The sequence below is a fragment of the Massilia sp. DJPM01 genome, assembly GCF_030348125.1.
GTDB classification, from domain to species: Bacteria; Pseudomonadota; Gammaproteobacteria; order Burkholderiales; family Burkholderiaceae_D; genus Telluria_A; species Telluria_A frigida.
The window spans coordinates 33,517-58,972 of sequence record NZ_JAQOZV010000052.1 but is presented as its reverse complement, the minus strand read 5'-3'; the positions used below and the strand labels follow the sequence as shown (position 1 = coordinate 58,972).

Below are 25,456 nucleotides of genomic sequence, written 5' to 3'. Positions count from 1 at the left end.
CTAGGGGAATGAATGAAAACCATGCAAGCCATCCTGGTGGAAGACGAAGCGCCGCTGCGCCTGGCCACCACCCAGACCCTGGAACTGGGCGGCTTTACCGTGCGCGCCTTCGCCAGCGCGGAGGAAGCCCAGGCGGCGCTCGACGCGGCGTTTGATGGCGTGATCGTCAGCGATGTGCGCCTGCCCGGGCGCTCCGGCCTCGACCTGCTGGCGCAAGTGGTGGCGCTGGATGCGGAACTGCCCATGATCATGGTCACCGGCCATGGCGACGTGGCGATGGCGGTCGGCGCCATGCGCGCCGGCGCCTACGACTTCATCGAAAAACCGTTCGGTGCCGAACGCCTGCTCGACGCGGTGCGGCGCGCGCAGGAGCGGCGCAGCCTGGTGCTGGAAAACCGCCACCTCAAGACGGCGTGGGCGCTGCATCCGGATACGCCGCAACTGGTGGGGCGCTCCGACGCCATCGAACGGCTCAAGGTGTTGGTGCGCAATATCGCGCCGGCCGGCGTGGACATCCTGATCAACGGCCAGACCGGCACCGGCAAGGAAGTGGTGGCGCGCCTGATCCACGCGGCCAGCGCGCGCAAGGGCAATTTTGTCGCGATCAATTGCGGCGCCCTGCCCGAATCGGTGTTCGAGAGCGAGATGTTCGGGCACGAGGCCGGCGCGTTTACGGGCGCCCACAAACGCCGCATCGGCAAGCTCGAATACGCCAACGGCGGAACCTTGTTCCTCGACGAGATCGAGAGCATGCCGATGGCGCTGCAAGTGAAGCTGCTGCGGGCGCTGCAGGAACGCCGGCTGGAACGCCTGGGCGGCAACGAGGCAATTGCGGTGAACTTTCGCATCATCGCGGCCAGCAAGGCCGACCTGCTGGAATTGAGCGCGGAGGGCCGCTTCCGCGAAGACCTGTACTACCGCATCGGGGTGGCCACGATCGACCTGCCGCGCCTGAACGAACGGCGCGACGACATCGCGCCGCTGATGGCGCACTTCACGCAGGATGCGGCGCAGCGCTACGGGCGGCCGGTGCCGCAGTGGAGCAGCCAGCAAATGAGCCAGTGGCAGGCGGCCGAGTGGCCGGGCAATGTGCGCGAACTGCGCAACTTCGCCGAGCGGCTGGTGCTTGGCATCGTTGCGGCACCGGCGCCAGACGCCGCTCCCGCTCCCGGTGGCGCCCTGAGCCTGCCGCAGCAGCTCGACGCCTATGAGCGCGAGCTGATCGCCAACGCGCTCAACGCCGTCGACGGGAATGTGTCAACCGCCGCCGACCAACTCGGCGTGCCGCGTAAAACCCTGTACGACAAGCTCAAAAAATACCAGCTGGCACCCGGCAAAAAATAGCAGGCGATAATATGCACAACGACGACACCGGACGCCAGATGACCTTTTCACTTTTCAGGGCAGCAGTTCTCGCCGGCGCGAGCGCGTCGGCTTCGGCCGCGCCGATGGCAGCGGTCTGCGACAGCGGCGCCTTTCAAACCATCGTGCGGCCATCGCCCGCCAGTATCGATGCACGCGCCGTCTGGCTGGACCGGCGCCTTGCGCAATGGCCTGGCATGGAGAATGCGGGCCGGTTCAAACTCTATCACTCGCCCGACGGGACCATTGCGGCACCAAGCGGCGGCACGGTCAGCGGCGCATCGGGCGCCTTGCTACTTGCCGCCTCCGGCGACACGCTGGCGCAGCGCTTCAACTACGTCGGCAAGGGCGTGATGCTGGCCGTGGCGGCATCCGATCTGGCGCGCCTGCCCGGCCTGCACCGGCAGCAGCTGGTATTGGTGCGGGAAGACGTTGACGGAACGGTGCGCGCGGCGACCAGGCTACAGGCGGCGGGCGCGCTCGACGACCTATACGCGGCGGCGGAATCGGCCAGCGATCTCGGTGCCGTCCCTGCGCGCCGGGGCACCTCCTTCAAGCTGTGGGCGCCGACCGCGCGCCAGGTGTCCGTCTGCACCTACGACAGCGGCAACGGGCGCGCGAAAGCAATCGATACGATGCGGTTCGACCGCGCAACCGGTATCTGGAGCGCCACGCGACCAGGCGACCTGTCCGGCAAATACTACAAATACGCGGTTGACGTCGTGGCCGATGGCACGGGCCTGGTACGCAACATGGTGACCGACCCGTATTCGGTCAGCCTGACCACCGACTCGCAACGCAGCTACATCGCCAACCTGGCATCGCCGCGACTCAAGCCGGCCGGCTGGGACAAGTCGGCGCCACCGGCGACAGTCAAGGCGCAGACCGACATGGCCGTCTACGAGCTGCATGTGCGCGATTTTTCGATCAACGACGCCACCGTGCCGGCGCCGGCGCGCGGCAAGTACGCCGCCTTTTCGCACAGCGGGTCGAACGGCATGCGGCACCTGGCCGCCCTGGCCAACGCCGGCATGACCGACGTTCACCTGCTGCCGGTGTACGACATCGCCAGCATTCCGGAACGCGGCTGCGCGCAGCCCGCTCCCGCCGGCGCGGCGGACAGCGAAGCGCAGCAAGCATTGATCGAGCGGACAGCGGCGACCGATTGCTTCAACTGGGGCTACGATCCGTATCACTACAACGCGCCGGAAGGCAGCTACGCCAGCGATGCGTTTGACGCCGCCACGCGCATCATCGAATTGCGCGGCATGGTCATGAACCTGCACCGGGCCGGCTTGCGGGTCGGCATGGATGTGGTGTACAACCATACGTTTGCCTCCGGCCAGAAGGAAAAATCGGTCCTCGACCGCATCGTGCCCGGCTACTATCACAGACTGAATGCGGCCGGCGGCGTCGAGCAATCGACCTGCTGCGACAATACCGCGACCGAAAACCGCATGATGGCCAAACTCATGATCGATTCGGCCGCCTTGTGGGCGCGCGAGTACAAGATCGACTCGTTCCGTTTCGACCTGATGGGCCACCAGCCGCGTGCGGCGATGGAGCGGCTGCAAGAACGCGTGGACGCGGCAGCGGGGCGTCATGTGCAGCTGATCGGCGAAGGCTGGAACTTCGGCGAGGTGGCCGACGGCGCGCGCTTCGTGCAAGCGTCGCAACTGTCCTTGAACGGCAGCGGCATCGGCACCTTCAGCGACCGGGCGCGCGACCGTGTACGCGGCGGTTCGGCGGCCGATGCCGGCGCGGACATGATCCGGCGCCAGGGCTACATCAACGGCCTGGTGTACGACCCGAATGCGCTGGCTGGCGAACGGCCGCTGACGGACCTGATGCAGGCGGCCGACATGGTGCGCGTCGGGCTGGCCGGTTCGGTGCGCAGCTACGCCATGACGACATACAAGGACAGTACCCTTGCCCTGGAGGCCATCGATTACAACGGCCAGCCGGCGGGATATGCCAGCGAACCTGGCGAAGCGGTCAACTACGTCGAAAACCACGACAACCAGACCCTGTACGACATGAACGTATTCAAGCTGCCACTGGCCACATCAAGCGCCGAGCGCGCCCGCGTGCAGGTGCTTGGCGTGGCGATCAACGCCTTCAGCCAGGGCGTGGCCTACTTCCATGCCGGGATCGACACCTTGCGCTCGAAGTCGATGGACCGCAACAGCTTCAATTCCGGCGACTGGTTCAACCGCATCGACTGGAGCTACCAGGACAACTACTTCGGCACCGGCGCGCCGCCGGCCGACGACAACGCCAGGGATTACGCGCTGATCAAACCCTTGCTGGCCAATGCCGCGCTCAAGCCCGCACCGGCAGATATCGCCTTCGCGCGCGACGCCTTTCGCGACCTCTTGGCAATCCGCGCCAGCTCCACCCTGTTCCGGATGCGCAGCGCGCAGGACATCGGGCAACGCCTGCGCTTCCACAACACCGGGTCAAAGCAGGTTCCCACCGTGATCGCGGCGCACATCGACGGCACGGGCTATGCCGGCGCCGGATTTACGGGCGTGGCGTACTTCATCAATGTGGACAAGGTAGCGCACACGCTCGATCTAGCCGGGATGCGCGGCAAGCGCCTGCGCCTGCATCCGGTGCATACGGCACCGTCAGCGGCCGACCAGCGCGCTGCGGCGAGCACCTTCGACAGCGCCACCGGGCGTTTTACCATCCCCGCGCGCACCGCCGTCGTGTTCGTGGAGTGATCAGATATCGAGGTGCGAGATGAGCGAGCGCTTTTTCTCGTGATCGGCCGGATCGGCGCCTTGCGCGCCGAGCGAAATACCGACCGACAGAATATCGATCAGCAGCAGTTGCAGCACCCGCGAGATCATCGACAGGAAGCTGGTGCTGTCTTCGCTGTGATCGACCGCGAGGCAAATGGTCGCCCGTTTCGCCAGCGCCGATTTGCTGCTGGTAATCGCAATCACGTCGGCGCCTGTGGCGCGCGCCGCATCCACCGCCGCCAGCAGCTCCGGCAACTGGCCCGAGGTGGAAATGGCGATCACCACGTCGCCCGGCTTGAGCAGTTCGGCCGCCAGCGTGAATAAATGCGAGTCGCCATACGACGAGGTGGGAATACGGAAACGGAAGAATTTGTGCTGGCCATCCAGTGCCACCACGCGCGAATTGCCCATGGCGTAAAACTCGACCCGGTTGGCCTTGCGCAGCAGCGCAATGGCGCGGTCGATCGACACCACGTCGAGCTGGTCGCGGAATTTCAAGATCGCCGACACGGTATTGTCGATCACCTTGGCCGACAGATCGTGCGTGCTGTCGGATACGCGCACCTGGCTGTGGCGCACGGGGATGGTGCCGGTCAGGCTGCTGGCGAACTTGAGCTTGAAGTCGGCCAGGCCCAGAAAGCCCAGCGAGCGGCAGAAGCGGATCACGGTCGGCTGGCTGACATCGGCCAGGCGCGCAATTTCCGCAATCGGCTCGCCCAGCACCTTGCGCGGGTGTTCCAGCACCAGCGCGGCCACGCGCTGTTCGGCGGGCGACAGTTCGTGCTGCAAATGCTGCACGCGCTCCATCAGCGTATTGGCGCCGCTGCGCCCGCGCAGGTGTTCGGACAGGATCGTCGCCACGCCGATGAAGGCCGGGTTGGGAATCATGATGACGTAGGTCGGGATCTGGCCAAGGTAGGAGCTGAAGCGGCCCTTTGCCTCGAAGCGCGCGCGGAAGGCCGACGTGGCGAACCACTCGCCCATGCGCGGCACGATGCCGCCGCCGATAAAGATGCCCCCGAAGGCGCCGAGCGTGACGGCCAGGTTGGCGGCCGCGCCGCCAAGCATGCCGCAGAAGCAGTCGAGCACTTCGAGACAGAGCGCGTCGTTGTCTTCCAGGGCCCCGGTGATAATCTCGGGCGAGGTGCGTGGCGTGGCCTGCACACCGTTGCGCTGGGCCAGCGCGCGGTAGATCAGTTCCATCCCGGGGCCGGAAATCAGGCGCTCGTTCGAGACGTGCGACCACTCGTTCCATGCGTACTGCAAAATGGCGAATTCGCGCTCGTCGGCCGGGGCGAAATTGACGTGGCCACCTTCGCTGCCGAGGGTGACGAAGCCGTCGACGGTCGGGATCATGCCGGAGACGCCAAGGCCGGTGCCCGGTCCGACGACGCCGATCACGGCGTTCGTTGCGGGCGTTCCGCCGCCAACCTGCATCAGATCGTCGCCCGACAGGCCGGGCAGCGACATCGCCAGGGCGGTGAAATCGTTCACGATCAGCAGGGTGTTCAGGCCCAGTTCGCGGCGCACTTCATCGGTCGAGAATTGCCAGTCGCGGTTGGTCATGCGGATCATGTCGCCGCTGATCGGGTTGGCGAGGGCAAAGGCGGCGTGATTGATGCGGATGCCGGCGTGGTCGGCGAGATAGGTATGCAGCAGCGGGACGATGCCGGGGAAGTCGTCGCACTTGAGCACACGCACCGCGCGCAGCACGCCGGGCGCGGTTTCGAGGGCAAAGCGCGCGTGGGTCGCGCCGATATCGGCCAGCAGGCGCGGGCCATCGGCATAGGCGGTACGGCTGTACTTTTGTTCTGAATCTTGTTCTTTGGTCATCGCAGTCGCTTGGGACGGTTCGGGCAGTTCGCGCGTAGCATACCCTATTGTATGAAATGTATGAAATGCCCCGGGGGGAGGTAGCTTCATTCGGCTCCGTCGTTTCCGCCAATGGCAGGAAGTCGTTTTTGCCAATGGCAGAAACGACAGCGCTTAGTTCGCGATCAGCACGATCCCGTTCTTGGTGTGGAAATCGACCTTCCCCCCCGCCACCACGGCCTTCTTGCCCGAATAGTAATCGGTCACCGACTCGCCATCCCGGAACACCGGCCCCACCACGACCGGCGTCGACTTGTCGGTCGGCAGATCGAGCGCCACCACGACCCGGTCCTTCTCGTAGGTGCGCGCAAAAATGTACGGGGTCGCTTGCAGCTTGCGGTGCTCGCCGGCGCCCACGGCGGGATGCGCCTGGCGGAAGCGGCCGATCAGGCCCCAGTGCTTGCGCACGTCGGCGATACGGTAGCCATCGCGCTGGGCGTTGTTGGCCAGTTCATCCCAGTTCATGAAGGAACGCAGCACCGCGTCGCCCTTGGCACCGTCGTGCGTGAGCAGGCGCGCGCTCTCGTCGCCATAATAAATCTGCGCGGCGCCAGGCGAGAGCAGCAGCTTCACCGCCGAATCGAAAGGACGCGTGCGCGTCGGGTCGAACGGCGCCGCATCGTCGTGCGAACTCAGATAATTGAGGACAGAATAACCGCGCAGCGGTCCGGCCAGCAGCGCGGCGTAGCGGCCGAACATGGCGTCGTAGCCGCCTTTGGCGTCGGACGGCATGCTGAAATTGATCAGGCTATCGAAGCCATTGGCGTAGAAGTCGACGAAGGTTTCGCCGCCCATGTCGAACTGGTGCGCGTGGCGCAGCGAGTAGTTATAGACTTCGGCCGTCATGTAGAACTTGCTGTCGCCGAGGCGCTTGGCCGGGTTGTCGCGCTTCCAGTCCTCGAACGCCTTGCTGGCGACCTTTTTCAGGTCCTTCCACACGCGCGGCTCGACGTGCTTGGCGGTGTCGGCACGGAAGCCGTCGAAGCCGTATTTACGCACCCAGTCCGCGTGCCATTTCATCAGGTAGTAGCGCGGGGCGCGCGGGTAGCCGGTTTCCTTGAAAAAGGCGTCGAGCGAGGCCACTTCGCGCTCGTAGCGCTTTTCTTCCTTCCACTTTGCCACCAGCGCCGGCGGCAGCGCGACGGGCCGGTCGACGTCGGTGCGGAAGTCAGGCAGGTTCTTCACCAGCGTGCAATCGATGGTGGTGCGCGCATCCTTGAAAGCGCACACCGGCGCGGTGCGCACCCACTCCTTGGGCCACACCGGGTCCAGCGCGGTGACCGGGCCGGTGTGGTTCATCACCACGTCGAGCAGCACGCGGATGCCGTTGGCGTGCGCGGTGTCGACCAGTTCCTGCAGGTCCGCTTCGGTGCCGAGATTGGCGTCGATGCTGGTGAAGTCGCGCGCCCAGTAGCCGTGAAAGCCGTAGGATTTGCCGCTGCCTTCATCGGTGCTGCCGTGAACCTGTTCGACCGGCGGCGTGATCCAGATTGCGTCGACGCCCAGCTCCTTGAAGTAGCCTTCCTTGATTTTTGCGGTTACGCCGGCCAGATCGCCGCCCATGTAACCGCGCAGCGGCGCGGCATCGGTCTTGCGTCCGTACGCCAGGTCGTTGGTTTTGTCGCCGTTGTTGAAGCGGTCCGTCAACAGGAAATACACAGTCGCGTTTTCCCACACAAACGGGGTGCGCGCCACCGGCGGCGCGGCGTTGACGTGGGCGGCGCCGAAAGTGAGCGCCAGTGAGACTGCAAGTGCGGAAAATTTCATGTATTCCCTGTTGGCTAATCGTTAAAGTGGTTCGTCAGGTCGTGACCGTCGGCCGGTCGCGCCCCGTACGCTGGTGCAGGCCGGCCAGCCGGTCGGCAATCGCCGCCAGCGCGGCCAGCGCTTCCTGCGCCGGGATGCCGTGCATGGCCACGTCGCGCTCGTAGCGTTCGAGGTAAAGACGGATGGTCGCGCCTTCGGTTCCGGTGCCGGACAGGCGGAACACGATGCGCGAGCCATCGGTCATCACGATGCGCACGCCCTGCTTGCTGGCGATGCTGCCGTCGACCGGGTCCTTATAAACAAAATCGTCGGCGAAATCAACAGTGTAGCCGTCGATGACCTGGCCCGCCAGCGCCGGCAGCTGCTCGCGCAGGTGCGTCATCAAGCCTTCCGCCGCCTTTGCCTCAACCGCTTCGTAGTCGTGGCGCGAGTAGTAGTTACGGCCGAATCGCGCCCAGTGCTCGCGCACCAGCGTGTCGACGGATTTGCCGCTTGCCGCCAGCAGGTTAAGCCAGAACAGCACGGCCCACAAGCCATCCTTTTCGCGGATATGGTCCGAGCCGGTGCCGTAGCTCTCTTCGCCGCACAGGGTCACCATGCCGGCGTCCATCAGGTTGCCGAAGTACTTCCAGCCGGTCGGGGTTTCGTAGCACGGCACCTGGAGTGCTTGCGCCACCCGGTCCGGCGCGGTGGAGGTGGGCATGGAGCGGGCGATGCCCTTGATGCCGCCGCGGTAGCCCGGGGCAACCGTGGCATTGGCGGCGATGATGGCCAGGCTGTCGGACGGCGTCACGGCGATGCCGCGCCCGACGATCATGTTGCGGTCGGCATCGCCATCCGATGCGGCGCCGAAGTCCGGTGCGCCGGGCGCGGACATCAGCGCCACCAGTTCGGCCGCGTTGACGGGATTCGGATCGGGATGGTGGCCGCCGAAGTCTTCCAGCGGTGTGCCGTTGATGACGGTGCCGCGCGGCGCGCCGAGCAAGCCTTCCAGGATCGCGTGCGCATATGGTCCGGAGACGGCGTGCATGCCGTCGAAGCGCATCGTGAAGCCGCCCGCGAACAGCGCCTTGATGGCGGCGAAATCGAACAGGTCGGCCATCAGCGCCGCGTAGTCGGCCACCGGGTCGATGACTTCGACATCCATTTGCTCGATGCGCGCGCTGCCGATCGTATCGAGATCGAGCTCGCCGGCGTCGCTGATGCGGTATTCGCCCAGGACCTGGGTCTGGCCGTAAATGGCGTCGGTGATTTTTTCGGGCGCCGGGCCGCCGTTGGCGATGTTGTACTTGATGCCGAAATCGCCATCGGGTCCGCCCGGATTGTGGCTGGCCGAGAGCACGATGCCGCCCGATGCGGCGCGCTTCCTCACCACGCAGCTCAGGGCCGGCGTGGACAGGATGCCGCCCTGCCCCACCAGCACTTTGGCGAAGCCGTGCGCCGCCGCCATGCGCAGGATGACCTGGATCGCGTGGCGGTTGAAGTAGCGCCCGTCGCCGCCGAGGACCAGGGTCTGGCCGGCGCAGTCGCCGAGCGTGTTGAAGATCGACTGCACGAAGTTTTCGAGGTAAGCGGGTTGCTGGAACTCGCTTACCTTCTTGCGCAAGCCGGACGTGCCGGGGCGTTGTCCGGCGAACGGCGTGGTGTTTACTGTGTGGATGGTCATTTTTACTCCTGTCTGTTAACAATACGATACGACAGGTGAAAAAATTCTGACGCCGCGTTAGGTCTGCTCGCCCTTGTCGGCCACGAATACGGTCAGCAGCCCGCCGATGGCCATGCATGCACCGGCCAGCAGCAAGGTCGCCACCGGACGCCCGCCCAGCAGGGCCACGCTGATCGGGCCGAGAACCATGCCGCCGACGATCTGCGGGATCACGACGAAGAAATTGAAGACGCCCATGTAGAAACCCATGCGCTGCGGCGGCAGCGCGCCCGCCAGGATCGCATACGGCACGGTGAGGATACTGGCCCACGCGATGCCGACGCCGACCATCGGAATGAGCAGCATCTCTTTTTGGGTGATGAAGAAAATACTGGCCAGGCTGATGCCGCCGATGACCAGGCAGGCCAGGTGCGTCATCTTGCGGTTGGTGCGGCGCGCGATCACGGGAAGGATGAAGGCGGCCAGCGCCGACACGCCGTTATACACGGCGAACATCACGCCGACCCAGTTGCCGGCGCTCTGGAATGCGGCCGACTGCGCGTCGACCGTGCCGAAGACGTTTTCGGCAATGGCCGGCGTGGTGTTGACCCACATCGTAAACAGCGCCAGCCACGAGAAGAAGCTCACGCTCGCCAGTTGCACCATCGTGCGCGGCATGGTGGTGAAGCCGCCAAGGATTTCGCGCAGGGCGGTCAAGGTGCCCTTGCGCTTTTCCACGTCGGCGCGGAACGCCTTCATGTCTTCGGGTGGCGTCTCGCGCGTGGTGATGACGGTCCACGACACTGCACCGATAAAGGCCAGGCCGCCGGCATAGAACGAGTAGCGCACCGTATCCGGAATGCCGCCGCCCACCGGCACATTGCTGACGTCGAACCAATCGGTAAACATGGTCGGCAGCAGCGAGGCGATCACCGAGCCGCAGCCAATGAAGAAGGTCTGCATCGCGAAGCCCGAGGTCTGCTGGGTGGGATGCAGCTTGTCGCCGACGAACGCGCGGAACGGCTCCATCGACACGTTGATCGACGCGTCCAGCATCCACAGCACGAATACCGCCATCCACAGCGAGGTGGAATTGGGCATCAGGAACATGGCGACGGTCGCCAGGAACGCGCCGAGGAAGAAAAAGGGACGGCGCCGGCCCCAGAACGGATGCCAGGTATTGTCGCTCAGGTAGCCGATGACCGGCTGCACCAGCAGCCCGGTGACCGGCGCGGCGAGCCAGAACAGCGGCAGCTGGTCCGCATTCGCGCCCAGGGTCGAGAAGATGCGGCTGGTGTTGGCGTTTTGCAGCGCAAAACCGAACTGGATGCCGAAGAAGCCGAAGCTCATGTTCCACAACTGCCAGAAACTCAGGCGTGGTTTTATTACCGGGAATTGCATCTGCATCGGGAGTCTCCAAGCGTTTTGCCACGCATTATATTTGTAGGAAAATAACATGTCGATTTCTAAGTGTCAATCTAAACAGTTCCATAGTAAAATTGCCGCAACAAGGCCGGCAAAATCAGGAATTTTGTAGTCAAATAACAGACAAGATGGGGACACGATGCTGGACATGCAGAAGCGCCTGAATCACCTTTTTTACGCGACCCTGAGCCTTCCCGCGACGGCGATGGGTTTCGCGCTGTGTATCCAGATTTCGGCGCTGAGCTGGATCCTGAGTACGCGCTTCAACCTCGAGATTCACCAGATCGGCATCGTCTGGGCAGCCGGGCCGCTGGCAGGCATCTTCGGCCAGGTGATCATCGGCTTGATCAGCGACGATGCCTGGTTCTGGGGCGGGCGGCGCCGGCCCTTCATCCTGATCGGCGGCACGCTGGCCGCGCTGATGGTGTTCCTGCTACCGCGCATCGATGTGGTCAGCCAGCTCCTGGGCATCAAGAATATCGTCATCGTGGCGGTGATCATAGCGCTGACCCTGGACCTGTCGATCAATATCAGCTTCAACCCGACCCGCTCGATCATCGCCGACCTGACCCCGGAAGGCGAAGCGCGCACGCGCGGCTACACGTGGATGCAGACCATCTCGGGCTTCTTCGGCGTGGCAGCGTACATCATCGGCGCGACCAAGGGTAACGACGTGCTCATTTCGGTCGGCGCGGGCATCGTGTTCGTATTCTCGGTGGTGCCGATGTTCTTCATCAAGGAAGAACGCGAGCTGGTGAAAAAGGACGAGACGGCGGCCGCCACCAAAGCCGATTGGGGCCAGCTGTGGCGCATCTACATCGCGCACGGCTTTGCGTGGCTCGGGGTGCAGGCGATGTTCGTCTACACCTACGGCTTTATCCAGCAGCAGCTGGTACCGGTGGGGCTGGACACCAAGGCGGCGAACGCCATGAGCGGCCAGGTGATCGCCTACGCTTTTGCCGTGCTCAATACGGTCGGCTTCCTGCTGCCGGCGCTGGTGCTGGCGCCGCTGGCGCGCAGGATCGGCCGCGTACATACGCAAGCGGGCTGTATCGCCATCATGGCGCTCGGGTACTTTTTGATCGCCACCATGGCACGCACGCCGATGATGCTGTACGCGCTGATGGCGGTGGTCGGCATCGGCTGGGGCGCCATCGTCAGCCTGCCGTTCGCGATCATGAGCGACAAGGTGGACAAGAGCCGCATGGGCTTTTTCATGGGCGTGTTCAACCTGTCAGTGGTGCTGCCGCAGCTGATGTCCACCGGCGTGGGCTTCGTGCTCAAACGCGTGGCCGACCAGAGCATCTTGTATGTCATCTGCGGCACTTCGCTGGCCATCTCTGCGGCCCTGTGGTGCCTGGTGAAGGACGAGGCGCCAGCTACCCAGCCTGCGATGCCCGGTCCTGTACACTGATGCCAACCCGGCCCTCGCTGAGCGGCACGATAGCACCGGTAGAATCGAACTCCGGCCAAATTTGATTGCAAGAATTCATGAGCAAAAAAACATGGCGATTTGGTTTTTAAGAGAAAACGAGGGAGTATCTTTTACCAGATCCCTTCTGGTAGGCGCCGCTCGACCTGGCGCTGCGATCGCTACGTGCGTCGCCGTAGACTCCAGCCCGGGCGGCCTCTTGCGAATTGATGTGGCCGATGCTGTCGAAGCCACCTGCTTCCAGGCGATCCGACTGGCCGGTACCAAAGCATATATCGGCTATGGAGCGCGCGTTTTCATCGTCGATTGCGTGACAGAGGACGTCGTGATGTACCAGATGGATGGATATTTTTGCGAATTCTTCGATGCTGAGGAATTGGAAACGTCCGGCGAGGATTTCTGCGTACTCGCAAGTTCCGCGTCCGAGCTGTTCGCATTCGGTTCTGACGGTGCGCTTCTATGGAAAACCACCCAGCTCGCCATTGACGGAGTGATGGTGCACAGCGCCACCGGGACGCATATCAAAGGCAGCGGGGAGTGGGACCCGCCAGGCGGATGGGAGCCGTTTATCCTCGCAACACGCACTGGTGAACGCGTCAACGGCGGTTCAGCTCTGCAGAGCTAGCGCAGGGTTTGACGATGGGCCTGGCCGGATTATCCCCAGCGCTTGTGCAGGAACACCTAAGCAAAAAGGGCAGCCGAAGCTGCCCTTTTTTTCACCTGCCCGCCGCTTTACTCCGGCTTGGCCAGCTTGCGTGCTTCCTTCTTGGCCTTGGTGGCCGCGTCGTACGGTTTTTTAGGTCCGAGCTTCTTCTCTTCAAAACGGCGGTCGCCCGCTTTTTTCGGAGCCGCCTTCTTGACTGCCGGCGCTTCGCCATCACGCGTGATGTTGAGCTGCTGGCCCGCGACCCACACACCCTTGAGGTGGTCGATCAGGTCCGCCGGCATGTCGATCGGCAGGTCGAGCGTGCTGTAGTCGTCGTAGATCTCGATGCGGCCAATGAACTTGGACTCGATGTTCGCTTCGTTGGCGATCGCGCCGACGATGTTGCCCGGCTTGACGCCGTGCGCATGACCGACTTCGATACGGAAGGTGCCCATGCCCTCTTCCGACGGACGCGATACGCGCTCGCGCTTGAAGGCCGGTGCATCGCCACGGTCGCCGCGGTCGCTGCGCATTGGCGCGTCGGAACGCGGTGCGCGCGCGGCAGGGGTGTTTTCCTGCCACGATGGCGCGCTCTTGGCGTCGCGGTTCGGTTTTTCCAGCAGCAGCGGAATGTCGCCGCGCGCCAGCTTGGCCAGCGCCGCTGCGATTTCGACGGCGGGCACGTTCTGCTCGCGCTCATATTCTTCGATCAGCGAACGGAATACATCGAGTCCGCCGGCCGCCAGCATTTCGGTGATCTGGTCCTTGAATTTGGCGATACGCACGTCGTTGACCGCTTTCACGGTCGGCAGCGTCAGCGGCGCAACCGGCTGGCGCGTGGCGCGTTCGATCGCCTTGAGCAAACCCTGCTCGCGCGGGGTGATGAACAGGATCGCTTCGCCGCTACGGCCCGCGCGGCCGGTACGGCCGATGCGGTGGGTGTAGCTTTCCGGGTCCGACGGCACGTCGTAGTTGATCACATGGCTGATGCGTTCCACGTCCAGGCCGCGCGCGGCGACGTCGGTGGCGACCAGGATGTCGATCTTGCCGTTCTTGAGCTGTTCGATGGTGCGCTCGCGCTGCGTTTGCTGCATGTCGCCGTTGATCGCCGTAGCCGCGAAGCCGCGTGCCTGCAGCTTGGTCGCCAGTTCTTCGGTACCGAGCTTGGTGCGCGCGAAGATGATCATGCCGTCGAACGGTTCCGCTTCCAGGATGCGGGTCAGCGCTTCGAGCTTCTGCATGCCGCTCACCATCCAGTAACGCTGGCGGATATTGTCGGCGGTGCCGGTCTTGGCGGCGACCGTGACTTCAGCCGGATCGCGCAGGTAAGTCTTGGCGATGCGCTTGATCGCGGACGGCATGGTGGCCGAGAACAGCGCGGTCTGGCGCGATTCAGGGGTTTTTTGCAGGATCTGTTCGACATCGTCGATAAAGCCCATGCGCAGCATCTCGTCGGCTTCGTCGAGTACCAGCGTTTTGAGCTTGGACAGGTCGAGCGAACCTTTTTCCAGGTGGTCGATCACGCGGCCCGGGGTTCCGACGATCACGTGCACGCCGCGGCGCAATGCCTGCAGCTGCGGACCGTAGCTCTGGCCGCCGTAGATCGGCAGGACGTGGAAATCTTTAATATGGGTTGCGTACTTCTGGAATGCTTCGGCGACCTGGATCGCCAGTTCGCGGGTAGGAGCTAACACCAGCGCCTGCGGCGACTGCTGCTTGATGTCGATGCGCGACAGGATCGGCAGCGCGAAGGCCGCGGTCTTGCCGGTTCCGGTCTGGGCCTGCCCCAGCACGTCGCGATTGGCCAGGAGCAGCGGGATGGTGGCAGCCTGGATCGGCGACGGCGTTTCGTAACCGACCTCTTTCATGACCTTCAGCACTTGGGCGCTCAGGTTGAGTTCGGAAAACAGTAGTACAGGGGTTTCAGACATAGGACACTCACAATTTGACTAGCTAGCCCGACGGGAAAGCATCCTGCAGTTTACTCTCTTGTAGTCCAGAATGCGATTTTTTGTAACGGAGTTGCGTGCAAGTGGGCGGGAATTGAGGCTATTCGTGCAATCTGTTCCGCTTTGCCGCCACGCGATGTCGCGGTTCGCGCCGCCTGCCGCGCCGTTCGCGGTCACCCCAACACAAAACAACCCCGCCACATTCGCATGCGCCGGGGTTGTCGTCAGCGCCGGGATCGCCCCCCCCCCCCCGGCAGAGCACGCATCAGAACTTGTAGTTCGCGCCCATCAGGAAGGTGCGGCCGTACTTCTGATATTCCAGCGGCTTGTTGCGGTCGCCAGCGTAGGTTTCGTACGCCGTATCGCCAACGTTATTAACCTGCAACACCAATCCCAGGCCCTTAAAGCTGCCTTCGGTAAAGTTATAACCGATCTGGAAGTCGACCACATCCTCACCGACCACGTAACGCAAGCTGCGCTCATTGGCAAAGTTGCCGATTTCACCAACGAAATCGGAGCGCTTGCGCTGGCTGACCCGGGTTTCAAAACCGTTCTTTTCATAGTACAAGGTCAGGTTGGTCACGCGCTTGGACAAGCCCGGCAGCGGAATGTTCTTGCCGATGCTGCTGTCCGGATCTTCAATCGCGATCGAGCTCTTGCTGTGCGTGGCACTGGCCGACACGCCAAACCCATCGAGCACGGGTGTGAGCAAGCTCAGCGGCAGCGATGCCGACAGTTCCAGGCCCTTGAGCTTGCCGCCGTTGCCGTTGTACGGCGCCTTGTAGTTACCAGTCGCCGTGATCGCGTCGGTGCCAGGAATATATTTCGAGAAATCATATTCCTTGGTCTGGGTAAAGATGTACGTATCGAGCTTCTTGTGGAAAGCCGCGACTGCAAAATACGCCTTGTTACCGAAATACTTTTCGTAGGACAAATCGAGTGCCTTGGCGCGCCACGGATCGAGACGCGCATTGCCACCGCTGGCGCCCGGCTTGAAGTCGGTGGTGCCGACGTTGAAGTCGAGCGCCGAGCGCAGCTGATCGATCCGCGGACGCGCCAGTTGCTTGGCCGCCGCGAAACGCACGGTCTGCTGGTTGCTCAATCCAAACGCCAGGTTCAGGCTCGGCAGGTAGTCGGTGTACTTCATGCCATCGTCGACCGGCTTGATCTGGCTTCCAGCCGGCGCCGTGCCATCGAAATAGTTCGCTTGCGACGATTGCTCGGTGTGCTGGACCTGCACGCCCACATTGCCCTTGACCGTTACCGAACCGATTTCGCTGTCGATATTGGCTTTCACGAAGCTGGTCGTGATCTTTTCCTGCACTGTCCACGCCTTGGAAATCAGGTAGGAATGGGTCGAGCTCGGGTTGAAGTTCATGTACTGGCCGACAACGCCAGGCACATTCCACGAAGGAATCATGCCCGTTCCGGCAAAGCCGAGGTCGACCTGGTCATACAACAATTCGCCCGGAACCGGACCCGGCGCGCCGCGCAAGGTGATCGCGCCTTCCGGCTGCACCTTGCTCTTGTTGCGGTCGGCATAGTTCACACCCACGTCCACACCAGAGAAATAGCTTTGCAGCATGGTCGGCATCGGCAGCGAAGCGACCAGCTTGAAGCCCTTGAGCTCATCCTCGATCTGCGGCGTCTTGCCGTAGCCGGAACCGTAAATCGTGTTGCGCACATACAGGTTCTTGGCGTCGCTATAGTTCAGGCGGCCGCCGATTTGCGAAAAACCGCCGGTGGCGAATTTCAGGTTGACGGTGTCGAGGAAGGGATCGCCGGCAGCATTGCTCAGTTGCAGGTTGTTTTCCAGGCTCACTTCATCGCGGTTCGCCTTCGAGTAGCTGACGTCGGCCAACAGCGACCAGCCATCGAAACGCAAGGTATTGCCCCAGCCGATCGCCTTGATTTCATCCTTGCGGTTGTTGTACATGCCGCGCACCAGCGGATAGACGCCGCTGGCCGAGCCGCCCGTCAACACCCCGTTCGAGGTGGTTGCCGGGGTGTACATCAGGCCCGGCTGGAAGCCACCGTTGTAGTTACTCAGGTTCACTTCAAACTGGTTGGCCGTTTCTTCGCGCTTGAATTTCGATGCGTACGCATCGATCATGCTGGTCCAGGTCTTGTTGGGACGATATTGCAATACGCCCATGACGCCGTCGCGCTTGTTGGTGCCGCTGCGCGCAACCGACTTCAAACCATCCATCAGATAGGTACCGCCAGGCACGCCAGGACGCGCATCGGTTTTCCACGGCTCGTACAGCCCGGTTTCGTTGGACAACACCGGCGAGGCCAGGTGGGCGTAACCGATCGCGATACCGATCGTGCGGTCGGCGAACTGGTCGATGTAGCTGACGCTGAAGCGGTTGCCCGTGGCTTTCGCATTGGCGATGCCGCCGAGCGAGTTTTTCTCGCCGCGCACATTCATCGCGATGGTGCGCTTGCCGAACGACAGCGGTCGCACGGTCTGCATGTCGATGGTGCCGGACAAGCCCTGGCCGACGAGGCCGGCGTCCGGGGTCTTATAAATGGTCACGCCGCTGAGCAGCTCGGAGGGATACTGGTCGAATTCGACGCTGCGGTTGTCGCCCGTGCTGACCTGTTCGCGGCCATTGAGCAAGGTGGTCGAAAAGTCCGGCGACAAGCCGCGCACGCTGATGACCTGGGCGCGGCCGCCAACGCGCTGCGCCGCCAGGCCGGGAAGACGGGCGATCGATTCAGCAATACTAACGTCCGGCAACTTGCCGATATCTTCCGCGGAGATAGCCTCGACGATGGAAGACGAATCCTTTTTCACCGAAATCGCGTCCTCGATACCGCGGCGAATGCCCGACACCTTGACCGTTGTGATCGGTTGATCGCTCGCTTGCGGCGCAGCGGACGCTTGCGCATAGACGTTGCCCGACATGGCGGACACGAACAGCGCGCAACCGGCAGCGACCGGGCTCAGTGGGAATGCGGCACTCTTGCTACGGGTATTGGCGAAAAATTTCATTCTGTCCCCTCATCTCATCATTACTACACATTTCCCGTATCTTCAGCATGGCGGCGACAGCACGGGTTCCAAAGGCAACGTTCTAAGACGCTCTGAGCCGATTCTGTACTAAAACTAGATGCACTGTCAACGTGAGTTGCGTACGACTACTGAAAAGTGCGGTTTTTGCATCTCACACCCGTCACACAGGGCATTCTCGTTGTATTTCAGCTACAGAACATGATAAAGGTAGCTGTAGTCCGACTACATAGACTGTCTTTTTCCTTGCTTTAGGTGATTTTCGCACCAAGTCAGTGCAATCTTCCTTATTGGAAATTTATCGTTACTACATTTTTGTAGCAAATTCCGTAGTAAAAATGAAGTCATGCGTCGCCTTTTCGCCCCGCAAGCGTTCACGGTGGTGCAATAAAGAACGCATCGACACACCATGTAGCTAAACTAGCACCGTAGAGCGAAGCAGAAATCTTCCTATTAGCGGCGTTTGATAGGCATCCTCTTCTGTAGTATGCTTTATCAACAACAAGACCATGTAGCCATACTACGCGACTGCGCGCGCAGTCATCCCTGACGCAATGGAGACCGCATGACCCCAGCAGGCCGCCGCACGCCCCTCGTCCGACTGTTCGCCCTGGCCGCCCTGGCAAGCGCCGCCGCCCTTGCCGGCGCCGCACCCACGGCGCCGGGCCGCATCACCCATCTCGAACCACCATCGTGGTGGACCGGCATGCGGCACGACAAACTCCAGCTGATGGTCCACGGCGAACGCATCGGCGACACCCGCCCCGCCATCGACTACCCCGGCGTGCGCATCGATGCGCTGACCCAGGTCGCGAACCGCAACTACCTCTTCATCGACCTGCTGATCGGGCCTGACGCCAAGCCGGGCACCTTCGACATCCTGTTCAAGGACGGCGCCCGCACGATCCGCCACCCCTACCAGCTGCATGCGCGCGAAGCCGGATCGGCCCAGCGCAAGGGCTTTGGCAGCGAAGACGCCATTTACCAGATCATGCCCGACCGCTTCGCCAACGGCGACCCGGCCAACGACAGCGTCGCCGGCATGGCCGAGCAGGCCAACCGCGCCGCCGGCAGCGGGCGCCACGGGGGCGACCTGCGCGGCGTGGCCGACCATCTCGACTACATCGCGGCCATGGGCTTCACCCAGATCTGGCCCACGCCGCTGGTCGAAAACGACATGCCGGCCTACTCTTACCACGGCTACGCGGCCACCAACCATTACCGCATCGACCCGCGCTACGGCAGCAACGAGGACTACCGCCAGCTCGCGGCGCAGGCGCGCACGAAAGGCATCGGCATCATCCAGGACGTGGTGCTGTCGCATATCGGCAGCCACCACTGGTGGATGAACGACCTGCCCGGCCCCGACTGGATCACCAACGGCGGCACGTTCACGCCCACCCGGCACCATCGCGTGTCGGTGCAGGACCCGTACGGATCGCAGCAGGACCGCGCCAACTTCACCAGGGGCTGGTTCGACAGCAGCATGCCCGACCTGGACCAGGCCAACCCGCTGGTGGCCAACTACCTCATTCAAAACAATATCTGGTGGATCGAGTACGCAGGCCTGTCCGGCCTGCGCATCGACACCTACGGCTACTCCGACAGCGCCTTCCTCACCGAGTACACGCGGCGCCTGATGGCCGAATATCCCAATCTGAACCTGGTGGGCGAGGAATGGCACAAGTCGCCGGCGGTGGTGTCGCACTGGCAGCGCGGCAAAGCCAACTTCGACGGCTACGTCAGCTACCTTCCCAGCCTGATGGACTTTCCGATGGCAGAGACGATCCGCGCCACCCTCGCCGCCACCGATCCCGCAAGCGGCTTCACCGACGTCTACGAAATGCTCGCGCAAGACCATGTGTATCCGGACGCCGGCAAGCTGGTCCTGTTCGAGGGGAACCACGACATCGCGCGCACCTTCAGCGTGGTCGGCGAAGACCTCAAGCTGTACAAGATGAGCCTCGCCATGCTCATGACACTGCCGCGCATACCCCAGTTCTATTACGGCACCGAGGTGCTGATGACCAGCGAAACCAAGATCCGCGACGACGCCAGCTTCCGCCAGGACTTCCCGGGCGGCTGGCGCGCCGACGCAGCCAGCGCCTTTAGCGGCGCTGGACTGAACGCGCAGCAGCGCGAAGCCCAGGCCTACGTCAAGAAGCTGGTCAACTGGCGCAAGTCGCACAGCGTCATCCACCACGGGAAGACCATGCACTACGGCGCCGAAAACGGCACCTACGTCTACTTCCGCTACGACGGCAGGAACAAGGTCATGGTGGCGCTGAACAAAGGCGACAAGGAGGCCGTCCTGGCATTGGAGCGCTTTCACGAAATGCTCAAGGGCGCCAACACCGGCGTCGACGCCATCAGCGGCGCCACCCACGCCCTCGCAAGCACGCTGACCCTGCCGGCCCGCTCGGCATTGATCCTGGAGATCGAATGAAGACCCTGATCGCACTGGCCGCCGCCATCGCCATGCCGTTGACCGCAATTGCCGGCAAACCTGGCGTGGACGCCTTTTTCGACGCCATGGCCATCAGCGTCCCACCCGGGCAGCAATCGCAGTTCGTGGTGGGCGACAACCTGGCGGGCTACTTCGAGGGCTACACCCAGAACAATGCCAGGGGCGCCGGCTACACGATCGGGAACGCCTCCGTATTCGATGGCTACGCCACGTTCGTCAACGGCGCACGCAACGAACGCACCCGCTCCAGCGAGCAGGTACTCCCTTACGGCCACCGCGTGCGCCACGCCGGCGGCGCCACCGAGGAAATGGCGCTGCTATCGAAAAAGCACGCGCTCGCGATCCGCCTGACCAACCCGGCCGACGCCGAACTGACGGTGCAGGCGCTGCGCAAGGCGCCGAGCGCCATCCACCGCGACGGCGACGTGGTGGTGGTCGACCCAAGCGGTGCCGGCCCGTTCACGGCCATCGCCGCCGACCGCCCCTTCGTGCTGGGCGACAGCCTCACCCTGCGCAGCGCGCAAGCGGCGCGTGAGATGACGGTGGTCGTGGCCTTTGGCGACAGCGCCGCCCAGGCCAGCGAGCGCGCACTGGCGCTGGTGAAGCGTGAGCCGATCAGCGCCGAACGCAGGGCACTATATGAAGCGCTGACCAAAAGCTACCTGTCCACCAGCGACGCCGAATACAACAAGGCGCTCAACTGGGCCAAGGCGGCCAGCCGCATGTTCGTGGTGGAGGAATTCGGCACCGGCATCTGGGCCGGCCTGCCCTGGTTCCGCGACAACTGGGGCCGCGACACCTTCATCGCGCTGCCCGGCACCTTGCTGGTAGCGGGCCAGTTCGAGGACGCCAAAGCCGTGCTGTCGAACTTCGCGCGCTACCAGAACCTGCGCGAGCCGCGCGACAGGGAATACGGCCGCATTCCCAACCGCGTCGCGGCAGGCGAGAGCATCATCTACAACACCGTCGACGGCACCCCGTGGATGCTGCGCGAAGCCTTCGAGTACATCCAGTACACCGGCGACAAGGCGTTTGCGCGCCAGATGTACCAGCTCGCCCTGCCCTACTTCGACGGCGCCATCGCCAACTATGCCGACCAGGATGGCCTGCTGGCGCACGATTCGGCCGACACCTGGATGGACGCGCGCATCGACAACAAGGACCCGTGGTCCGCACGCGGCCCGCGCGCCGTCGAAATCCAGGCCCTGTGGCATACCGCCCTCAAGACCGGCGCCTGGCTGGCCACGCAGGCGGGCGACGACGCCCGCGCGCGCCAGTGGAACGCACTGGCCGCCAAGGCGCAACGCAGCTTCCTCAAGCTGTACTGGGACGGCAGCGTCATGGCCGACCGCCTGCGCGGCGACTCCAGCCGCGATACCAAGGTCCGCCCCAACCAGCTGATGCTGGTATCGATCCCGTTCGACGACTTCATCCCGCCCAAGGTGCAGGCGCGCGTGACGCGCAACGCGGTGTCCGAACTGCTCTACCCCTACGGCATCGCCTCGCTGAGCCAGGACGATCCCTACTTCCATCCGCGCCATGAAAACCCGGATTTTCACCACAAGGATGCGGCCTACCACCAGGGCACCATCTGGGGCTGGAATGCCGGCTTCACGGTCACGGCCCTGAACAAGTTCGGCTACCAGGACCTGGCGTGGAAACTGAGCCGGAACCTGGGCCGGCAAATCCTCGGCCTGGGCACCTTGGGGAACATGAGCGAACTGCTCGACGCCCTTCCCGGCGACGACGGCAAGCTCAAACCATCCGGCACCTGGGCGCAATCATGGAGCGTGGCCGAATATGCGCGCAACGGCTACCAGGATTATGTCGGCTTTCGTCCACGCCTGCTCGACAACACGCTGGCCTTCACGCCCGCCATCCCCGCTGCGTGGAGCGCCTTTTATGCGGCCCTGCCCTTCGGCGCGGCCGACAATATCGAAGTCGATTTCCGCCGCGTGGGAAAACAGCAGCACTGGAAGCTGCGCCTGAACGGCGCCAGGCCGCGCAAGGTGTCGTTCAACTTCCTGAGCGACGACAAGCGCCGTTCGCAACTCGCGTTCGACCTCGCTCCCGGCACGACGGCCCTGCTGGTGACCGGCGGCGGCAAGGCCACGGTCGATGGCAAGCCGCTTGCGGTGCGTGCGCGCCAGGCCAGCTACGCCGGCGACATCGGCGAGCTCGTTTTCCAGACGCCCGGGCGCTACCGCGCCGGCGACTTCCCCATGCTCAAATCGAAGGATGCCTTGCAAGGCATTATCGAACGTAAGGAATACCGCTGATGTTCACGTCCACCCACCTGCTGGCCGCCGCCCTGTTCTCGGCCAGCGCCGCCGGCATCGCCGACAGCGGCACGCTGGCTACGCCCATGTACCTGCGCGGCGGCTTCAATGGCTGGGGCCTTGATCACCCGCTGGCCTACAAGGGCAATGGCGTGTACGAAGCGGAGGTCCTGGCCAGTCCCGGCTACCACGGCTTCAAGGTCGGCAGCAAGGACTGGTCGGCCGAATGGGTGATCGACCCAAGCGCCAGCGTCACCGTATCCGCCGGCACCAGCTACAAGTTGCAGGCCAAGGCCGGGCCCGAGGACTATCTGCTCATCAAAAAGACGTCCATCTGGCGCTTTTCCGTCGACGCATCCGACCCTGCGGCGCCACTGCTGCGCGTGGCGCAGACCGGCATGCCGCCCGCCAGCACGGACGACCCGCACCAGGGCCACGTGCTCAGCGTCGCCATCAAATACGGTAGCGACACGGTGCGCTTTTCGACACCCGACGCGGCGACGGCGCTGCGCAGCTACACCCAGTCGACGACCATGCCGCTGCGCGACCCCGGCCCGCCATCGACGACTTACCGCGAAGCTGCGGACAGGCCAACGGTGCGTAGCGGCAGCCTGGCCTTCGACGCGCTGTTTGCGCTGGCGCTCGATGAAATGAAACAGAACGCGGTAGCGCAAATCAAGGATGGCAATTACAACGGCGCGAATGCCATCGACTGCGACTGCTTCGAGACCGGCGAAAAATGGCATTACGTGTGGACGCGCGACCTGTCGTACGCGGCCGACCTGGGGCTGGCAATGCTCGACCCGGAGCGGGTGCGCAATTCGCTCGACTTCAAGTTGTCCGGCTACCGGCCCGGCATCGCGCGCGCGCCGCAGGTGGCGGGCAGCGCCGATGGCCTGCAGATCATCCAGGATACCGGCAGCGGCGGCAGCTGGCCGGTCAGCACCGACCGCGTGGCCTGGGTGCTCGGCGCCGAGGCGGCGCTCGATAATTTACCACCGGCGCAGCGCGCACGGTTCGCCGCACGCGCGCTGCAGGCGCTGGTCAACACGCTGGAAAACGACCGCATCGCTGCGTTCGACGCCGCCTCCGGCCTGTACATGGGCGAACAATCCTTTCTCGACTGGCGCGACCAGAGCTACGCCGCATGGATCGTGGGCGACCTGGCCTCGCTGGCCAGCTCCAAAGCCCTGTCCACCAACGTCCTGCACTACAAGGCGCTGACCCTGGCCGCGTCGCTGGCGCATGACAGCGGCGACCTTGCGCGCTCGGCAAAATACGCCGGCTGGGCGGCGGCTCTCAAGCGCAGCATCAACCAGCGCCTGTGGCTGGAAGACGCTGGCATGTACAGCAGCCTGACGGCGCCCCACTTCGACGGCGCGCCGATGCATAAATTCGACTGGCTCGGACAGGCGCTTGCCATCGTTACCGGCGTGGCCGACGGCGAACGCGCACGCCGCATCCTCGCCAGCTATCCGCACGGGCCGATGGGCGCGCCCGTGATCTACCCGCAGCAGCAAGGCATGCCGGTGTACCACAACCGCGCCATCTGGCCCTTCGTAACCGCCTACGGCCTCAAGGCCGCCAGCCTGCACGCCAACGTCAGCGTGGCCGACGCCGCGTACGACACGCTGATGCGTGGCGCCGCCCTGAACCTGTCGAACATGGAAAACCTGGAGTGGATCTCGGGCCAGCCGCTGCTGCTCGACGAACAGCAGCCGGCCCTGATCGGCCCCGTGATCAACTCGAAGCGCCAACTATGGTCGGTCGGCGGCTATCTCGGCATGGTGATCGGGAACGTGTTCGGCGTCGACGTGTCAGGCAGCGGCATCGAAGTGCGCCCCTTCATCACCGCCAAGCTGCGGCGCGAGGTGTTCGGCGCTGCCTCCGCCATCACCCTCGACAATTTGAGCGTGCGCGGAAAGCGCATCACGGTGCGCATCGCGCTGCCCGATGCGACGAATGAAACAGGCTACTACCCGCTCAAGACCATCACGCTGAACGGCGCCGCCACGGCGCAGTCCATCGCCTGGGACCAGTTGCCCGACAACGCGACCATCGATATCGCGCTCGGCCCACTGCAACAAGGCGACCAGCGAATCCGCCGCGTCGACACGGCGCCCTACGCCGAAGGGCCGGATGTCTTCGGGCCGCGCGAGCCGTCCATCGCCAAGGAGGCCACAGCGGCCACGCTGCGGATCGATGCCAACGGCAATGGCGCCGGCACCGTGTACAACGTCTACCGCGACGGCAAGCTGGTTGCGGCCGGGGTGGCGGCCGGCGAGTGGCGCGACCGCGCCGCGCCGGCAGCCGCGTGCTACGCCATCGAGGCGCGGTTTTCCGTGTCCGGCAACCGCAGCCACCACAGCGTGCCGCGCTGCACCGGAGTGGCGGTCGAGGCCCCGGCAATGGCCGGCGGCGTGGCGCAGCAGCACGTGAAGGACTGGGGCAAGCCGGGCGAGCGCCTGCGTTTCGGCGCGGTCCGGATCGCGCAGGCCGGCGAGTACGGCGTGCAGGTGCGTTACCATAATGGCGCCAACCAGATCAACCTGGGAATCAGCGGCGGCGTAAAATGGCTGGTCCTGAAAGACGCCTCCGGCCGCATTGCGGCGCAGGGCGTGGTGCAGCTGCCGCACGCGCGCACCGGCAAGACCGGCGCGCAGCCGGTACTGTCGACGCCTTTGCGCACGCGCCTCAAGCCCGGCCTGTACGCGCTGGAGATGAGCGACTTCTATAATATGAGCTACCTGCAAAGTAACAGCACCTTCAGCGCGGCCGGTGGCGCCGGAGGTCCATCCAACAAATTCGATGTTGTCGGCGCGCGCCTGCTGCGCCTGAAATAAAAAAGG

General features: G+C 63.8%; 13 protein-coding genes. 7 read left to right on the top strand and 6 right to left on the bottom strand.

All coding sequences use genetic code 11. The features are described 5' to 3' along the window. Positions 1-12 precede the first annotated feature (12 nt). Positions 13-1,344, top strand: a complete 1,332-nt coding sequence (locus PO883_RS26475) for a sigma-54-dependent transcriptional regulator (protein ID WP_373890107.1) — start codon at positions 13-15, stop codon at positions 1,342-1,344. An 11-nt stretch (positions 1,345-1,355) separates the two neighbouring features. Beyond that, the gene (locus PO883_RS26470; protein WP_289312414.1) at positions 1,356-4,088 is read left to right on the top strand and encodes an alpha-1,6-glucosidase domain-containing protein; all 2,733 of its coding nucleotides are present in this window, start codon (positions 1,356-1,358) and stop codon (positions 4,086-4,088) included. Here PO883_RS26470 and PO883_RS26465 read toward each other — a convergent pair whose 3' ends face one another. The 4 genes from PO883_RS26465 to PO883_RS26450 form a co-directional block, all read right to left on the bottom strand. Continuing rightward, positions 4,089-5,942 (bottom strand): glucokinase, encoded by a 1,854-nt coding sequence (locus tag PO883_RS26465; protein WP_289312413.1) that lies wholly within the window; start codon positions 5,940-5,942, stop codon positions 4,089-4,091. 153 nt (positions 5,943-6,095) lie between these two features. Further along, positions 6,096-7,748 carry an alpha-amylase family glycosyl hydrolase gene (locus PO883_RS26460; RefSeq protein ID WP_289312412.1) on the bottom strand — a complete coding sequence of 551 codons (1,653 nt, stop codon included), beginning with the start codon at positions 7,746-7,748 and terminating at the stop codon, positions 6,096-6,098. Between the two features lie 34 nt (positions 7,749-7,782). Further along, positions 7,783-9,414, bottom strand: a complete 1,632-nt coding sequence (locus tag PO883_RS26455; protein WP_289312411.1) for an alpha-D-glucose phosphate-specific phosphoglucomutase — start codon at positions 9,412-9,414, stop codon at positions 7,783-7,785. A gap of 57 nt (positions 9,415-9,471) precedes the next feature. Further along, on the bottom strand, positions 9,472-10,800 hold the full coding sequence (locus tag PO883_RS26450; RefSeq protein WP_167085853.1) for an MFS transporter: 1,329 nt from the start codon (positions 10,798-10,800) through the stop codon (positions 9,472-9,474). 166 nt (positions 10,801-10,966) lie between these two features. Here PO883_RS26450 and PO883_RS26445 point away from each other — a divergent pair, with 166 nt between their 5' ends. Both PO883_RS26445 and PO883_RS26440 read left to right on the top strand, forming a co-directional pair. Further along, on the top strand, positions 10,967-12,232 hold the full coding sequence (locus PO883_RS26445) for an MFS transporter (RefSeq protein ID WP_289312410.1): 1,266 nt from the start codon (positions 10,967-10,969) through the stop codon (positions 12,230-12,232). Positions 12,233-12,449: 217 nt separating this feature from the next. Next, on the top strand, positions 12,450-12,875 hold the full coding sequence (locus PO883_RS26440) for a hypothetical protein (RefSeq protein ID WP_289312409.1): 426 nt from the start codon (positions 12,450-12,452) through the stop codon (positions 12,873-12,875). Positions 12,876-12,982: 107 nt separating this feature from the next. Here the strand turns inward: PO883_RS26440 and PO883_RS26435 are convergent, their stop codons facing one another. Together PO883_RS26435 and PO883_RS26430 are read right to left on the bottom strand one after the other, a co-directional pair. Continuing rightward, entirely contained in the window at positions 12,983-14,827 is a 1,845-nt protein-coding gene (locus PO883_RS26435) for a DEAD/DEAH box helicase (RefSeq protein WP_167085850.1), read from the bottom strand. A gap of 283 nt (positions 14,828-15,110) precedes the next feature. After that, positions 15,111-17,843, bottom strand: a complete 2,733-nt coding sequence (locus PO883_RS26430; protein WP_289312408.1) for a TonB-dependent receptor — start codon at positions 17,841-17,843, stop codon at positions 15,111-15,113. 583 nt (positions 17,844-18,426) lie between these two features. On the opposite strand from PO883_RS26430, the gene PO883_RS26425 reads away from it, so the two are divergent. From PO883_RS26425 to PO883_RS26415, 3 genes are read left to right on the top strand one after another with little or no spacing between them, the layout of a single operon-like run. Beyond that, positions 18,427-20,307 (top strand): glycoside hydrolase family 13 protein, encoded by a 1,881-nt coding sequence (locus PO883_RS26425; protein ID WP_289312407.1) that lies wholly within the window; start codon positions 18,427-18,429, stop codon positions 20,305-20,307. Beyond that, positions 20,304-22,607, top strand: a complete 2,304-nt coding sequence (locus PO883_RS26420; RefSeq protein ID WP_289312406.1) for an amylo-alpha-1,6-glucosidase — start codon at positions 20,304-20,306, stop codon at positions 22,605-22,607. Before PO883_RS26425 ends, PO883_RS26420 begins: the two co-directional genes overlap by 4 nt. Then, on the top strand, positions 22,607-25,450 hold the full coding sequence (locus PO883_RS26415) for an esterase (protein WP_289312405.1): 2,844 nt from the start codon (positions 22,607-22,609) through the stop codon (positions 25,448-25,450). The genes PO883_RS26420 and PO883_RS26415 overlap by 1 nt, the downstream gene beginning before the upstream one ends. Positions 25,451-25,456 lie beyond the last annotated feature (6 nt).